The organism is Mesorhizobium sp. M1B.F.Ca.ET.045.04.1.1, from assembly GCF_003952465.1.
GTDB classification, from domain to species: domain Bacteria; phylum Pseudomonadota; class Alphaproteobacteria; order Rhizobiales; family Rhizobiaceae; genus Mesorhizobium; species Mesorhizobium shonense.
Genome location: NZ_CP034448.1, coordinates 3071830 through 3087105, shown reverse-complemented (window position 1 = coordinate 3087105; position 15276 = coordinate 3071830). Strand labels below are relative to the sequence as shown.

The window sequence follows — 15276 nt, the reverse complement described above, 5'->3', positions numbered from 1 at the left end:
CCATGGCCGCCAGCCAAAGCAGCGTCTCGTTCTCAATCGTCAATCCAAAAAACTCCAACACGGTCTATGTCGGGCAGGACAACACGGTGACCGTCCAGGCCGTCAACCAGACCGGTGCGACGATCACGCTGCCGGGCGGCACCCCCGCCGACCCGGTCACCGGCAGCGGTTTCACGCTGCTTCTCTTCTTCAACGCTCTGTTCGCCAACGAGGAGTCGGCGCCGTGCGGAGATCTGTCGGTTACGGCTACGGGATGGACCGCGAAGTTTTTCGCCGACGCCCCTTACCCGGGATGGGCGATTTCACCCAACGACAACACGGATTGGGACGCGGGCGCTTCGCTGAACGTCACCGTGGCCGGGCTCACCCCGACCACGGCCGTCAGTCTCTGCCAGGTCGCCATCGACATCTACAACCTGCCGGGAGCGGAGAATTTCTCCGTGACCTGCCCAGTCAATGTCGCGAATCCTGCAGGCGGATTGAATGTCACCGACGCCGTAGGGATTAGCCTTTCGCTGCCGGGCACGACAAACGACGCGACGATCGGCATCAGCCGCAATCCGCAATACCCCATCCAGAACAGCCTGGAGCTGATACTGTCGAACAAGACCCAACAGCCTCTGGTGCCGGACGGCGTCGACTGGGGAGTTGATCCGCCCAGCGTCAACATCACCTTCGTCTATGGATCGGCCCCGCCGGGCTATTTCGCCCTGACGACTCCGGACGACGGCAGCCAAATCTCGGTTGGGCTGGGGACGGGAAACACGCTGTGGACCGCAACGCAGCTTGCCGGGTCGGCAGGGCCGGTCTGGTCCCTGCAACCCATCGCGGGAACCAACAACCAGATCCTGGGCACCGGCGTCCAAGCGGTGGCTACGTTCGAGCTCACCAACATCGTCACCGAGTTCGCCGCGACCCCAACGCTCGCATATATCCAGTTCGTCAATATTCCCGGCTATGCCGACGGGAGTACGACGCTCGTGCTCGACAAGGTCTATGAGACCATGACGATCAGCGGCCCACTGACGCTGAGCACCGACACGGTGACCGTATCGCCCGATAGCGGACCGCAGACGGTGAGCTTGAACTGGACCGTCGAGAACGCCACGATGGTGGAGGTTTCCGGACTGGGCATGGTGCCCCCCAGCGGGGAGAACGTGCAGGTGCCGGTATGGCGGACCACCAGCTTCGTGCTGACGGCCTATGATACGTATCTGAACGCGATCGCCACCAGCCAAGCCACGGTGACGGCTCAGGCGCCGCAGTCGGCATCGGCGCTGCTGGGCCAGTTGTTGCCGTTGGGCGCCGTGGTGCCGTGGTCCGGTTCGCTCGACAGCGTGCCGGCCGGCTATGCCGTCTGCGATGGCAGCAGCCTGTCTGTCGCCGACAATCCGCAGTTATATTTCGTCATCGGGAAGACATTCGGCGGCGATGGCGTCACCACCTTTTGTCTGCCCGACCTGCAGGATCGGTTCGTCATCGGGACGGCTTCCGGTTCCGTGGCGGTCGGGGACACTGGCAGCCCGACGCACACTCATACGATGTCGCAAATGCCATCGGCCGCGGCGAACACAACGTCAGACGGCGCGCATACTCACGGGGTGCCCTCCGATTGGTACGCTGTCATGTGCACCACCGGCAGCTATCGCGCGTCGATCGATACCGGCGGCACCCTCGGCGACCCGAACATGCCCGAACCGAACAACATCTTCCAGTCGAACGGCACCCACTCCCATGGGGTGACCCTGGACTACTCGCAAGCGGCTGTCACGGCGCCCCAGAGCGGCGGGATGCGGCCGACGTGGTTCAGCCTGTGCTACATCATGCGCACCGGTGTCTGAACCGATGATCTGGTCGGCATCCCTGGAGGGGGCTTTGACTGAACTTCTGGTCGCCGTCTTCGGTTCCGGCACCCGCATCGCGCATCGGCAGCCGCTCAGCCGGCGGGCTGCCTGTGTCAGCCGCCTATTTCTGCGTAGGCCTTCCGGCAATCCGGGATCGGTGATTATCAAGCATGTTCCGGCGGAGAGATTCGTGCCCGGTGCAGTGCCCGACGCTCCCGAATTCCGCGAGGAACAGGTCGTTCACCGCTTCCTCGCCGGCATCGGCGCCGAGTCGGGGCTGAAGCCGGCGCTGCTGGGCTTCGATCCGGCCGGATTGCTGCTGCTCGAGGATCTGGGCCCGATCGGAAATCCAGTGGCGCGCAGTTTCGCCGAGCTGGTCCCGCGCCTTGCCCGTGCCATGGCGCGCCTGCACGGCCGCACCCTCGACCAGGAAACGACGTATCTGGAGCTGCGGCGGCAAGCCGGGCTCGGCCCGGTTGCGACGGACGGGCGCTATCACGGAGTGATGCGGGAAGCTGAACGGGCCGCCGACGGCCGTGCCGGGCTGGCCTCGATGGTTTCCCCCTGGGAAACGCCGGCAGTCCGGCGGACGCTGGAGCGGGAGTTCGACGCCGTGGTGGCGCTGGTCGAGAATTATCCGGGCCGTCGGGCCCTGATCCACGACGATCTCGGCAATGCGCGGCAGACCTTTGAGATCGGCACGGAGACCTATCTTCTGGATTTCGAATACAGCCATTATGCGCCGCCGTTCTACGAATTGACCAAGACGCTGTTGGGCAAGTTCGAAACCAATACCGAAACCGGCGAATATCTGTTGGCGTCTCCGAACATGCCCCTGGCCTTTGCGGAACAGCACCGCGTCCTGATGGATCGCGATTATGGGCTGCGATTGGCCGACGAAGAATGGGAAGAGACGCTGGCCGCCTGTCTGATCTATGCCGCGCTGACGCTGCTCGGCAATCTGGCGGCGACGGGGCATCGGCGAACGCTGCGCGGTTCCGTCCAGGACGACATCAACCGGATTCTGGACCGGCTGACCCTGGTCCTGCGGCCATTCCGGCCTTTCGCCGTCATCCGCTCGATCGTCACTCGCTACCGTGCGGCGCCAGCCGCGCAAAACGTCCACAAGCTCCATTCTTTAGCCAAATCAGCTCGACATGGGTGAGGACGCTCATGCCCACTCAGCGCGATCAAGAAGCCGGGTTTCATTTCGTACTTTGCAGAGCGCTCGGGTTGCCGAAATCCCGTGGCCGCGGCTTCCCGAAAATGCGATATCAAGGGGGTGAGGCGCGCGCTGTTCGAGAAGGTGTTCAGGACGAGGCGCCGGGCCGTGCCTGCTTGTGATCTGAGGAGTGCGGAAGGGCTATGGAAATTGTAACGCTGGGTCATTTCACGGGGTGCGTCGGCAGCGCGTTCGATATCGACCTGGGCGAGAGTTCGGTGTCTTTGACACTGTCGGAGGCACGTCCCCTGCCGGAAAACGGTTTTCCCGGAATGCGGCGATCGCCCTTTTCGCTGATGTTCCGAAGCGGCTCGCAGATCGTGCTGCCGCAAAAGCTCTACAAGTTGAAGAATGCGACGCTGGGCAAATTGGAGATATTTCTTGTCCCAGTCGCCAGGGACAAAGAGGGGATCGTTTATCAGGCGATCTTCAACTGAGGAGCAGGTCTTGCCGATCGCGGCAGAAAAATCAGCGCGTCGACCACTGCATCTGGATATGGGTATCGCTGGCTTCGGCTTCGCGAAAATGAAGACTGCGATAAAGCGCCTGCGCACGAATGTTGCGCCGCTCCACATGCAGCATTATGCCGGACGCCGAACAGGCTTTCGCCTGGCGCTGAATGGCTTTCAGCGTGGCCACTCCCTTGCCGCGATTGCGCCGTTGCGGCAACAAGCCAATATCGATGACATGCCAGCGCTCCATGCTGGAATCGACGTAGAGCCGTCCTATCGGCTCGCTTCCGTCCAGCAGTATCAGGAAATCGGCGCTTGAGAATGTCGCCACATAGTGGCGGTGCTGCAGGTCGAATTGCTGATCGATAAACGCCCACTTCAGCTCCTGCGGCCAAGGCACCGGCTCCATTTCCTCCATGCGGAAGGACCAGTAGAGACGACGCAGGAAGGGAATGTCCTCGAGCGTGGCGCCCCGGGATGAGCCGCGCGGTAGAGCGAGGCGGGAGTTCTCCCCAGATGGAAATTCCGGCAGTTGTCCTGCCTCGATAAGCGCCATCACCCGAAGGACGGAAAGACACCCTGAAGCGCAACGCAGTAGTTCAGAGCAAGGTAGGGCTGTCGGTTCTCATGCGGCTGGCTGCCCCCGGTAAAGCCGATCATGTTGGCCGGGAATTGTGCGTTCGGCTGCGCGCCTGCAACGAACGCACTGGTGTCCGTTGGCGACGTCAATGAATTGCCGGCAGAGGGCGAGGCGGCTTTCTTGGCCACATCCGGCTGGTTGTATATTGTGAACTGGTGCATGTGCGCCGGCATTTCGGCCAGCGTCAGCGTCTCACTGTTTTCGCCGAACGTCTCGCCGATGGTGCGGGGCGTGAGACCCGGACCCTGGCCCTGGCTGCAGCCGGCGCGACCGGCAAAATTGGGCAACTGAAAATTGGTCGTGCCATTGCCGCCATAGTTGACGCCCAGCAGCGCGAACAGCGCCGAATACTGCTGGATCGGAACAAGCGATCCGCTGCAGAACGCCCATCCCCGGGGCGCAAAGTTGAAACCGAAAACCTGTATCTCACCGAGGAATGGCGTGGTCATTGGGATGTTCCTGCGATCTTGATGGCGAACCGGTTCCGTTAAACAACTCCGAGCGCGTGGCTTCAGCCTTGCGATGGGAAGATTCCGGCCCAGGCAATGCAGAACTGCACCGTCAAGGTCGGCATCGTGTTGTCGTGAGGCGAATTCCCGCCGATGGGCTGCGTCGATTGTGGAGCGGTGGTGAAAGCTGTCGCGCCGGTAATATCGGTCACGTACATCGTGTCGCTTGCAATCGCACCGAGTTCGACCGTCGCATTGACCGACTTGGCACCGGCGCTTGATGGAGTCGCGGTCATCGAGTGATTGTGCTGCGGCATCTGCGCGGGCAGCAGAGTGACCGACTCGCTTCCTGCCATCTGGCCTATGACGTAGCGCGAAAGGCCGGATCCCGCCCCCTGATGGACCGGCACGCGCCCCGAAAGCTGTGGCGTGGCGAAAGTCACTTGGCCGTCGCCGCCGTAAGTGGTGCCGATCAGCGTAAACAACGCCTCATACTGGGAGATGGCATATAGCGATCCGTCGCAAGGCAGCCAACCGACCGGCAGGCGCGGAAAACCGAACATGCGGATTTCTCCGACATAAGGCTCACTCATCGATGGATCTCCGTGCAGGTTTGGTGCTGGCTGGCGTTTGTCACGAGCGTGACGGGTATATCCCGCTCATCGCGATATTGTAGTTGATGGTCTGGTAGGGCTGTATGTTCGGGTGCGGCTGGTTGGCACCGACATAGGTCACGGTCGCAGCCGCCAAGGTGACCACGCGGCCATTCGGTGCGGCATAGATGGCATTTGCGGTTGCGCCATAAAGCGCATTGTTTGGACTGCGCCCTGCGCCCGCTCCAGTGGTTGCGTTGCCCACATGGTTGTGCGACGGCAGTTGCTGGGGCAGCAGCGTGATATTTTCAGCCCCGCCTGTCTCCCCCAACTCATAGGGTGACGGCTGCCAGGCCGGATCGACCGATGCGCCAAAGCCAACCGGCGTGCGGCTCTGCAGGTTGGGCAAGGCGAAATTCGTGGTGCCATTGCCGCCATAGGTCGTGCCAAGAAGCGAAAACAGCGCCTGGTTCTGGGCGATCGCCAGGAGCGATCCGCTGCAAAAGGCGAAGCCCTTTGGCGGGAACGCGAAACCCGTCATCATGATCTGCCCGAGGAAAACTTCGGCCATTAGCTCCCCCTAATATATTCAACAGTTATCCTTAAATTCAACATTGCTCATAATTCATGGATTCTGCAAGAGTGTTTTTCTACCCAAGATGGACATGATGAAGACTTCGTGATTTACTTGATCCACGAATCCTGCAGGGAACGCAGGAAGGCATTGCGTAGGCAGCTAAACATTTGATCGGGCGGAATTCTTCGCTTCGGTACTAAAACGTACCAAATCGATAGCGTGGGGGCATGCATTGCAGTGGAATTCGAAGTATCGCGTCGTGCGTTCCGCTACGCTGGCGAGCAGGTTCGTGCTTTGGCTTGGCATGCTGGCGTTGGTCGGCCTTGCCGCTTTGGCGCCATCCGAGACCCAGGCCGCGACATCGGTGGGCTGCCCCACCCCGATCTCGATAACCGTGGCATCTGGCGGCTCTTATCAGATCGACGCGTCGTCTTGCGATCCTTTCGGAACGAACCCGCAAAGCGACGTGGTGCAACCGGCACACGGCCATGTCACAATCGACAATGCGGCTGCCGGGCTGCTGACCTACGTCAACAACGGCGACGGCGCCACAACGGACAGCTTCACTTTTGAAGATGCCTCCGCGGGTGTCGTCACCGTCAATGTGACCATCACTCCGGCCACCTCGCCCATCAGCGTCAGCCCCGCAACCCTGCCGACGCCGGCGATCGGCGTTTTCTACGACCAGACATTGTCCTCTACCGGTGGCGTGGCGCCCTATACCTATTCTCCAGGCGGCGGCAGCTTGCCCCCGGGCCTTAGCCTTGCGTCAGACGGCAGGATCTCCGGCACACCGACAGGTTCGGGACCCTACAATTACACCGTGCATGTGACGGATTCCACGTCCGGAACGCAACTGACGGCTGACAAAAGCTACAGCTTCACTGTCCCCGGGCCGACATTGGTTGTTTCGCCGACCAACCCGCCCGACGGCGCCGTGGGCTTTGCGTACAATCAGCAATTCAGCACGAACGGCGGCACCGCGCCTTATACCTATAGTCTCGAGAGTGGGAACCTGCCGGGCGGACTGACACTGTCCTCCAGCGGGCTGCTTTCCGGCACGCCGACGACCCAGGGCAGCTTCACTTTCACCATAAGGTCTCAGGACAGCACGACGATCTCGACCGGCGGCGTCTGGTTCATCGCGCAGAGCGTCACCGTCGTCATCGATGCCGCGCCGACCGTCGTCGTCGCCCCCACCACCCTGCCCGGCGGCGCGGCTGTCGGATCGGCCTACGCCACGACCATCACCGCCAGCGGCGGCACGTCCCCTACACATTCACCGTCAGCGCGGGCTCGCTTCCCGCCGGGCTGACGCTGTCTTCGACTGGCACGCTTTCCGGCACGCCGACGGCAGGCGGAACGTTCAACTTCACGGTCATGGCCACGGATGCCAGCGGCGCGCCCGGGCCATTCAACGGCACCCAAGCCTACTCACTGACGGTCGCCGCGCCGACCATCACGCTGCCGGCCACGACGCTGGCGGACGCCACGATGGGCCAGGCTTATTCGGCGACACTCAATCCGGCCACCGGAGGCACCGCGCCTTACACATATGCCGTTACAGGCGGGGCACTTCCGCCGGGTGTGACGCTGTCGTCGGCGGGCACATTGTCAGGCGCACCCAGCGCCGCCGGCAATTTCAATTTCACGGTGACGGCAACTGACAGCAGCGGCGGCACCGGACCGTACACGGCCAATCAGTCCTATTCGCTCGCAGTCACGAACATCCCGCCGATTGCCAACGCAGTGTCGGCCACGGTTGCCTATAGCAGCGGCACCAATTCGATCACGCTCAACGTCACAGGGGGAACGCCGAACTCTGTCGCCGTCGCGACCCAGGCGACCAATGGCACCGCCACGGCCGGTGGCCTATCGATAACCTATCAGCCCAACGCCGGCTTCCACGGCACGGACTCTTTCACTTACACAGCGACCAATTCGGCAGGCACTTCCGCTCCAGCGACAGTCACCGTCACGGTCAGCGATCCGACGATTACCGTCGCTGCATCCGCGTCCTTGACAGCGCAGGTTGGCGTCGCCTACACGCAAACCTTCACAGCATCGGGCGGCGCGGCGCCATATACGCTGGGGGTAACCGGCTTGCCGGCGGGACTTTCCGTCACCGGCACAACGTCCAATAGCGTAACCGTTTCGGGAACGCCAACCACGGCGGGCAGCTTTACCCTTACAGTCTCTGGCGCCGACAGCAGCAACGGCCCGGTCGCGATATCGCAGAACTTCACGCTTTCCGTCGGCGCACCGGGACTTGCCATGACGCCGCCGGCGGGGACGTTCGTCGTGCCCTACGGCGCGACGTTCAGCCAGCAGTTCTCCGCATCCGGCGGCACAGTGCCTTATGCCTATATCGTTTCGGCAGGCACGCTTCCCCCCGGCCTGTCGTTTGACGCAAACGGACTGCTTTCGGGAACCGCCACCACGCCCGGATCCTATAGTTTCACCGTGAAGGCAACGGATAGCAGCACCGGTACCGGCGCGCCGTTCTCGCTCTCCGTCAGCTACACGGCGCAGGTCGCGACGGCCACCATTGTCGTCGACCCGGCAACGCTGCCGAACGCGACGGCAGCTACAGCCTATTCGAACACAATCACCGCATCCGGAGGCATTGCGCCTTATACCTACGCGACGACGGCTGGCGCGCTGCCAGCCGGGATGTCGTTGACCACCGCCGGAGAACTCACAGGTACACCCACGCAGTCCGGCAATTTTTCGTTCACGGTCGCAGCTACCGACGCTCACGGCCAGACCGGATCGCGCATATACAACCTGACGGTTGGCCTGCCGAGCCTGACCGTGGCGCCCAGCAGCCTTCCGGGAGGCACTGCCGGAACCGCATACAACCAACCCCTGACGGCAAGCGGCGGCAACGCGCCGTATAGTTTTGCGGTTACGGCAGGTGCGTTGCCGGCCGGGCTGACGCTCTCTTCGGGGGGAACGTTGTCGGGCACGCCGACCGCAAGCGGCACCTTCAACTTCACCGTCACCGCGACGGACAGCACCGGCGGCACGCCGGCGACCGGGTCCGTCGCATACACGCTGACGATCGCGGCGCCGACCATCACGCTGGCCCCGGCCACCCTGCCAGCCGCCCAATACGGCGTCGCCTACAGTCAGGCGCTCACCGCCAGTGGCGGCACCAGCCCTTACAGCTTTGCGCTGACAGGCGGCGCGCTGCCGCCTGGAATAGCGCTGTCGTCCACAGGCACGATCTCGGGCGCCCCCACCGTTGTCGGCTCGTTCCCCATCACCGTCACGGCGACCGACAATTTCGGTTTCACCGGCACGACGAGCTACACGCTGGTGATTGGAAGCAACCCGCCGGTCGCCAACCCGGATACGGTCGAGACGCTTGACGGACAGGCGGTGACGATCGACGTCACGGACAACGACACCGGCGATATCACCTCCATAGCGGTCTCAACCGCACCGGCACACGGCAACGCGACGGTCAGCGGCACCGCCATCTCCTACACGCCGGCGGCTTCCTTCGTCGGATCGGATACTCTGCAATACACGGCGACCGGACCGGGCGGAACCTCGACGCCGGCCACGGTCACGGTCAACGTCAGGCCACATCCGGTTCCGGTTGCGCAGCATGTCACGACGGTATCTGGCAAGCCCGTGGTGGTCGACCTGACCAAGGACGCCAGCGGCGGTCCGTTCACGAGCGCCAGCCTGGTTTCAGTGCCGCCGCCTTCGTCCGGCACGACGTCGCTCAACGGGTACCAGATGACCTTCACCCCGACGGCAACGTTCCACGGCACCGCCACGGTGACCTTCACCTTGAGCAACGCCTATGCGACATCGGCGGTGACAGCGATCACGATCGAGGTCGTGGAGCGTCCTGACCCGACGCTCGACAGCGAGGTGATGGGCATCCTCAACGCCCAGACCGCGGCGACGCGCCGCTTCGCCACCTCGCAGATCGGCAATTTCCAGCAGCGTCTGGAAGGCCTGCACGATAGCGACGATGGCCAGGGACCCACCGACAGCCTGGCCTTCGTCCAGGGCATCGTGCTTTCCTTCGACAGCACTTGCGGCGAGAGCGATCTGGTTCCGCAAGGCGAATCCTGCGGGCGCAATCAGGCGACTGACCAGAACTGGCCCTTCAAATCCTACCTGGACGACAACACGACCGCAGGCACGCCCGGCAGCTTCGGCTCCGGCAGCTTCGGCCACAGCAAGGTGACGATCTGGACGGGCGGTTCGATCAACATCGGCGACCGCGACGGCGCCGATGGCTTCAAATTCCAGACCACCGGTCTCAGTGCCGGCGTCGACTATCGCTTCACCCGTGATCTCGCCCTGGGCGTCGGCGTCGGCTATGGCCGCGACGACAGCGACATCGGCGACAATGGCAGCCGCAGCACCGGCAAGAGCTATACCGCCGGCGTCTATGCCAGCTATCATCCGGGCCAGACCTTCTTCATCGACGGGCTGGCTGGCTACCAGTGGCTGTCGTTCGATTCGCAGCGCTACCTGACATCAGGCGGCGGCTTCGTCACTGGCGAGCGGGACGGCGGCCAATGGTTCGCCTCGGTATCGGCGGGCGGCAAGTATCGAGTTGAAAACTGGCTGATTTCGCCTTACGCGCGTCTCGACGTGGCGCGCGCGACGCTCGATGCCTTTACCGAAGACGGCGATCCAGCCTCGGCCTTGCATTATGGCGAGCAGGATATCAGCACCACGACCGGCAACCTCGGACTCACCCTCAACTACAAATACCCGGTCAGTTTCGGGGTGGTTTCGCCGCAGCTCAGGCTGGAGTATCAGCACGACTTCCAGGGCGACAGCGAGATCACCATGAACTACGCCGATATGTTCGGCGGGCCCTTCTATCGCACCTCCATTGACGGGATGGGACGGGACCGCTTCATGCTCGGCCTCGGCGTCAATGTGCAAACGACGCAGGATTTTGCCCTGCGCCTGGAATACCGCGGCCTGTTCGGCAGCGATGGCGATAGCGACAACGGTTTCCTGGTCAACCTGGGCAAGAAGTTCTGATCTTCGGCTTGCCCCGCAACAGGTCGCGCCCTGTTTTCGTCCGGTTGGCACAGCGTCGCGATGGGAGCCGAAGCCAATATTTGCTGCCGATCGCAGGCAGTGGTCGCGATGGTCCCGCGAGCCGGCCGCCGCCTTTAAACTTGTTACAAATAGAACGAAATTGAAAATTATATGATGATCAGCTCATATAAACTGGCAAGCAAGATTCAGATGAAGGTTTCGGTGAAGTAAAATTTTCGAATCTACAGTCTCCAGTGCTAGACAGACCTCCAGATCGCGGGCAATATGTTTTAAGCGGCAACTAGAGACAATTGAGGAGGCCCCCATGTTGCGTGGAGGATCGGTGGCGTGCGCTCGGTTTTTCGCGGGTGTCTTCGTCGGCAGCCTGGGGCCAATCGCGGTGCTGCCCGCGGCGGCCGAGATCATCAATCCACCAATGCTGCAGGACGAGCGCGCGCCAATCGCCAAGCCGATGCTGAAAGAGCTGGCGCCGGCCGCGCCGTTGCCCGGCAACACAGCGCCGGTGCGCGGCGACCGCCTGCTCAATCTCAAGATCGACTATATCGATAACCAGATCTACAATCCGTCCACCGGCGGATACGACAAGGTCCATCTGCGCGGCTACACCGGCAAGGGCGTCGACCCCAATGCGCCTTATGTCTCGCCCACGATCGAGGCAATTCCCGGCGATACCGTGCGCATCACCCTCGACAACCAGTTGCCGGCGGGACCGCAGCCCGGCGACCCAGGATGCATGCCTGGCGCTCAAATGCCCGACATCCCGCATTGCTTCAACGGCACCAACCTCCATACGCATGGGCTATGGGTAAGTCCGTCGGGCAACAGCGACAACGTGCTCTTGTCGATCAATCCGCAGACGAAGTTCACTTACGAATACAACATCCCGTCGGATCATCCCTCCGGCACCTTCTGGTACCACACGCATCGCCATGGCTCGACCGCGCTGCAGGTGTCGAGCGGCATGGCGGGCGCGCTGATCATTCGCGGCAACCGTCCCCCAACGCCCTCCGCGCATGGCGACATCGATACGTTGATCCCGACCTTGGCGATCCCCGAGCGCGTGCTGGTGATGCAGCAGATCCAGTATGCCTGCCGCGCGCCGGCAGCCAAGCCGGGTGAGCTCGGCCCGATCAAGCAGGACATCAACGGACGCTATATCTGCGATCCGGGCGATGTCGGCGGCATTGAGGGTTACGACCAGTTCGGCCCCGGCACATGGCCGGCATCGGGACGATATACATCGCTCAATGGCAAGGTGTTCAATCCAAACGATCCGATGAAGGCGACGCAGGGCCAGATCGAGCGCTGGCGCATGATCCATGCCGGCGTGCGCGACACGATCAGCCTGCAGTTCTTCAAGGTGCTCGACGGCAAGCTGAAGCCAGGCGCGAAGACGCTGCTCAGGGCCGACGCCACCGCGGCCTTCATCAAGGATACATGCGATACCACGCCCGTGCCCTACATGCTGGTCGCGGCCGACGGCCTGACGATGGCCTCGGGGCAGATGACCAAGCTTGCAACCTTCCAGCCCGGCTATCGCTTCGATGCGCTGGTCGCGTTCCCGCAAGCCGGACGCTACTGCGTGATTGATTCCTCGGCGCCGAAGTCGGGCGTGGTCAATGGACTGGACGTTGGCCCACAGTTGCTTGGCCTGGTCGACGTCACGCCCGGAACACCGGTCGACAACGTCGAAAGCTACATTAACCACAAGCTGGTCGCGCTGGCAGAGACCAACATGCCGGCGGATGTCAAAGCGACGGTGGTGGCCGACCTCAAGGCGGGGACGAAATTGACGAGCTTCACGCCGCATCCCGACGTTACCGACGACGAGGTAAAGGGCAACGGCACGCAGGAGCTGACCTTCTTCATCGACACGACGGGGCCGGACGTAAAGTTCGAAGTCGGCAACACGCTCGATACCGCCAGCGTAAAGCCTTACGACCCTACCCGCATCGATCGCGCGTTGCCGCTTGGCAAGGCGCAGGAATGGACGCTGCAGTCGCATTTCGTGAGCCATCCGTTCCACATCCACGTCAATCCGTTCCAGATCGTCTCGATCGTCGATCCCAACGGCAAGGACGTCAGCGCCCCGGGCGCGATCGACGATGCCGGCGGCGCGCCATACGATCCGCAATATCCCGGGCTGAAGGGCGTCTGGAAGGATACGCTGTGGATCAAGAGCCTGATTCCGCAATCGCTGCCGGCAGGCTTCTCCGGCATCTACACGATCACGCTGCGCACCCGCTACGAGCGCTACATCGGCGAATATGTGCTCCACTGCCACATCCTCGACCACGAGGATCAGGGCATGATGCAGAACGTTGCCGTGGTGCTGCCTGACCAGGTGAGTGCTCCCTCGCAAGGCAGCGCAATGCTGATGCAGATGGATGCGCAGATGGAGATGGGTGGTCACGATGGCCACAAATGAAGCGAGGCAACCAGAGTCCGCCAGGCCATTCACCTGGAGTGACGTGGAAGCGATCCTCGCCGCCGCCGGCGGCGCCGAGGGACCCGGCAGACTGACCGGGCTAACTCTGCCGGAGTTTCTTTCGCTCCAGTTGCACGGCATGCCGCTGGTCGCACCACTCACCACCACCTGCTGCGGCAAGAGCGATGCCAAGGGGCGCGGCGCGCGTTCGGCGCTGATCCGCGGCTTGCGCGGCCTGCCGCCGTTCGACGGCAGGCAGTTCCCCCGCCTGCCCTGGGGCGGTTCGCCGGTCGCCGACGAGGATATCGACCGGATCGAAACCTGGATCGAAGAAGGCTGTCCCGGGGAACTGCTCGACTCGGTTGCACTCGCCGGTGAGGTGAGCGTGGCAAGCGAGGCTCGCGTCGAGGTGAAGGGGCTTGCCGGCCCTGTTTTCGGCCCGGCGTCCGATCCGGCGGCGTGGCGCTACGCCAAGGGTGAATTGCGGCAGCGAATGGATGTCGATGTGCTGAGCGAGCCGCAAAAGGAGCGGCTGCGCTTCGCATTTCGCGAGCTCTACAGGCTCAACAAATGGGTTGGCGACAAGCGCTCCTATAACAATCTGGCCTTGATCCACCAGAACCACTGCCAGCATGGCTGGGAACGGTTCCTGCCGTGGCATCGCGTTTATCTTTATGAGTTCGAACAGGCCTTGCAGGATTTCTGCCCGGATGTGACCATGCCGTGGTGGGACTTTCCCGCGCCCCGCTACAAGCCGGAAGATCCGGCCAACGGCGCGATACTTCCAGATGCGTTCAAGGGCTTCCTCACCGAGGCGTCGGCGCGTTTCCTGCGTGACCAGGGCTTCCCGGCCAAGATCGACACGCTGGTCGGCAAGCTGTGGGCCAATCCGACGCAGATCTACGACGCGGTCAGTAATGCCTGCGGCAAGGAATATGTGGAAGGCGAGAACCGCAAACGACTGATCGACGCGCTGCTCGAGGCCAATTCGCTGTGGTATCCGCTGCGCTATTCCGGCCAGTTCGGTAAAGGCACGATCAACACCGTCATCCACTACCATTACCCAGCGCAGGAGGACATCGACGAGATACTGTCGTTGCGAACCTTCCGCGATTTCGGCGGCGGCAGCCTCTATGTCGACAGCTTCGGCTTCCTCGACCAGAACCCGCACAACACCATGCATATCTGGACCGGGGGCATGAACCCGGCGTTCAACACCGACGCTCCCGCCGACCGCAACAGCGCGGTGCGCGTTGCCGGGCGCAAGTTCCACCAGCGCGACGATCTTTACTCCGAGCCGCAGTTCGGCGACATGTTCTCGAATCTGACCGCCTCTTACGATCCGATCTTCTGGCCGGTGCACGCAAATATCGACCGGCTCTGGTGGCGCTGGCAGCAGGATCATCCGGACGGTCTGCCGGCCGATCTCGATTCCGCGCTGACGCCGTGGAGCTACGCCGTGCGCGATACGCTCGACATGAACCGCTTCGGCTACGAATATGTTCGCGGCGGATGCCTGATGCCGGTCGGATTGACCAATCCGGTTGGACGTTTCGTCTCGGCGCCGATTGCCGTGCCTGACAAAACAAAGAGCTTCCGCTCGGCCGAGGTGCGGCTGCACCGCGTGCCGCAGCTGCCGCGCTCATGCTTCATCCGCGTGTTCCTCAACACGCCCCATGCCGATGCCGGCACGCCGCTCAACTTGCCGGGCTATGCCGGCTACGCCGCGGTCTTCGGGCACGGCGAATGTTATGGCGGGCCTGGCCATTGCGATATCCCGCCGGCGGAGAACCGCAAGTTCGACCTGCGCGAGCGCAGCATGAACACACCGCGCAACCACCGCATCGATGTCACGCGCGCAGCCCGCCGACTGATCGCCGCCGGCGCCACCAGCCTCACGGTGAGTCTCGTCGTGATCGGCGCCTCCTATGAGGAAGACCGCGAGCTGCTGCGCCTCGATGGCGTCTCGCTCAATTTTCTCGACTAAACGAAAGACGCGGCCGGCGTCGACGCGGGGGGAAACAA

The 15276-nt window shown here is 62.7% G+C and carries 11 protein-coding genes; 7 read left to right on the top strand and 4 right to left on the bottom strand.

Annotation, left to right across the window (positions count from 1 at the left end):
* Window positions 1-2: 2 nt before the first annotated feature.
* The 3 genes from EJ071_RS39450 to EJ071_RS14950 all read left to right on the top strand — a co-directional run bounded on the left by EJ071_RS39450 (window position 3) and on the right by EJ071_RS14950 (window position 3503).
* On the top strand, window positions 3-1841 hold the full coding sequence (locus tag EJ071_RS39450; RefSeq protein ID WP_126098543.1) for a tail fiber protein: 1839 nt from the start codon (window positions 3-5) through the stop codon (window positions 1839-1841).
* Window positions 1842-1875: 34 nt separating this feature from the next.
* Window positions 1876-3009, top strand: a complete 1134-nt coding sequence (locus EJ071_RS14955) for a phosphotransferase (protein ID WP_189521479.1) — start codon at window positions 1876-1878, stop codon at window positions 3007-3009.
* Between the two features lie 200 nt (window positions 3010-3209).
* Complete coding sequence (locus tag EJ071_RS14950) at window positions 3210-3503, top strand: hypothetical protein (RefSeq protein ID WP_126098541.1); 294 nt, start codon at window positions 3210-3212, stop codon at window positions 3501-3503.
* A 31-nt stretch (window positions 3504-3534) separates the two neighbouring features.
* Here EJ071_RS14950 and EJ071_RS14945 read toward each other — a convergent pair whose 3' ends face one another.
* From EJ071_RS14945 to EJ071_RS14930, 4 genes are all read right to left on the bottom strand, one after another.
* Window positions 3535-4074 (bottom strand): GNAT family N-acetyltransferase, encoded by a 540-nt coding sequence (locus EJ071_RS14945; RefSeq protein ID WP_126098540.1) that lies wholly within the window; start codon window positions 4072-4074, stop codon window positions 3535-3537.
* Entirely contained in the window at window positions 4074-4607 is a 534-nt protein-coding gene (locus tag EJ071_RS14940) for a tail fiber protein (RefSeq protein ID WP_126098539.1), read from the bottom strand. Before EJ071_RS14940 ends, EJ071_RS14945 begins: the two co-directional genes overlap by 1 nt.
* A gap of 62 nt (window positions 4608-4669) precedes the next feature.
* Window positions 4670-5200 carry a tail fiber protein gene (locus EJ071_RS14935; protein ID WP_126098538.1) on the bottom strand — a complete coding sequence of 177 codons (531 nt, stop codon included), beginning with the start codon at window positions 5198-5200 and terminating at the stop codon, window positions 4670-4672.
* A gap of 40 nt (window positions 5201-5240) precedes the next feature.
* Window positions 5241-5771: a tail fiber protein gene (locus tag EJ071_RS14930; RefSeq protein ID WP_126098537.1), complete on the bottom strand. Its 531-nt coding sequence runs from the start codon at window positions 5769-5771 to the stop codon at window positions 5241-5243.
* Between the two features lie 238 nt (window positions 5772-6009).
* On the opposite strand from EJ071_RS14930, the gene EJ071_RS14925 reads away from it, so the two are divergent.
* From EJ071_RS14925 to EJ071_RS14910, 4 genes are all read left to right on the top strand, one after another.
* Window positions 6010-7092 carry a putative Ig domain-containing protein gene (locus EJ071_RS14925; protein ID WP_126098536.1) on the top strand — a complete coding sequence of 361 codons (1083 nt, stop codon included), beginning with the start codon at window positions 6010-6012 and terminating at the stop codon, window positions 7090-7092.
* Window positions 7005-10802, top strand: coding sequence for a putative Ig domain-containing protein (locus EJ071_RS14920; RefSeq protein WP_348628160.1), 3798 nt, complete (start codon window positions 7005-7007; stop codon window positions 10800-10802). The genes EJ071_RS14925 and EJ071_RS14920 overlap by 88 nt, the downstream gene beginning before the upstream one ends.
* A gap of 325 nt (window positions 10803-11127) precedes the next feature.
* On the top strand, window positions 11128-13251 hold the full coding sequence (locus tag EJ071_RS14915) for a multicopper oxidase domain-containing protein (RefSeq protein ID WP_126098534.1): 2124 nt from the start codon (window positions 11128-11130) through the stop codon (window positions 13249-13251).
* Window positions 13238-15238, top strand: coding sequence for a tyrosinase family protein (locus EJ071_RS14910; protein ID WP_126098533.1), 2001 nt, complete (start codon window positions 13238-13240; stop codon window positions 15236-15238). The genes EJ071_RS14915 and EJ071_RS14910 overlap by 14 nt, the downstream gene beginning before the upstream one ends.
* Window positions 15239-15276: the final 38 nt, after the last annotated feature.

Bases quoted from the DNA above. Each gene is read 5' to 3' on its own strand.
- EJ071_RS39450 (WP_126098543.1), top strand. From the start codon at position 3: ATGGCCGCCAGCCAAAGCAGCGTCTCGTTCTCAATCGTCAATCCAAAA.
- EJ071_RS14950 (WP_126098541.1), top strand. From the start codon at position 3,210: ATGGAAATTGTAACGCTGGGTCATTTCACGGGGTGCGTCGGCAGCGCG.
- EJ071_RS14945 (WP_126098540.1), bottom strand. From the start codon at position 4,074: ATGGCGCTTATCGAGGCAGGACAACTGCCGGAATTTCCATCTGGGGAG.
- EJ071_RS14940 (WP_126098539.1), bottom strand. From the start codon at position 4,607: ATGACCACGCCATTCCTCGGTGAGATACAGGTTTTCGGTTTCAACTTT.
- EJ071_RS14935 (WP_126098538.1), bottom strand. From the start codon at position 5,200: ATGAGTGAGCCTTATGTCGGAGAAATCCGCATGTTCGGTTTTCCGCGC.
- EJ071_RS14930 (WP_126098537.1), bottom strand. From the start codon at position 5,771: ATGGCCGAAGTTTTCCTCGGGCAGATCATGATGACGGGTTTCGCGTTC.
- EJ071_RS14915 (WP_126098534.1), top strand. From the start codon at position 11,128: ATGTTGCGTGGAGGATCGGTGGCGTGCGCTCGGTTTTTCGCGGGTGTC.
- EJ071_RS14910 (WP_126098533.1), top strand. From the start codon at position 13,238: ATGGCCACAAATGAAGCGAGGCAACCAGAGTCCGCCAGGCCATTCACC.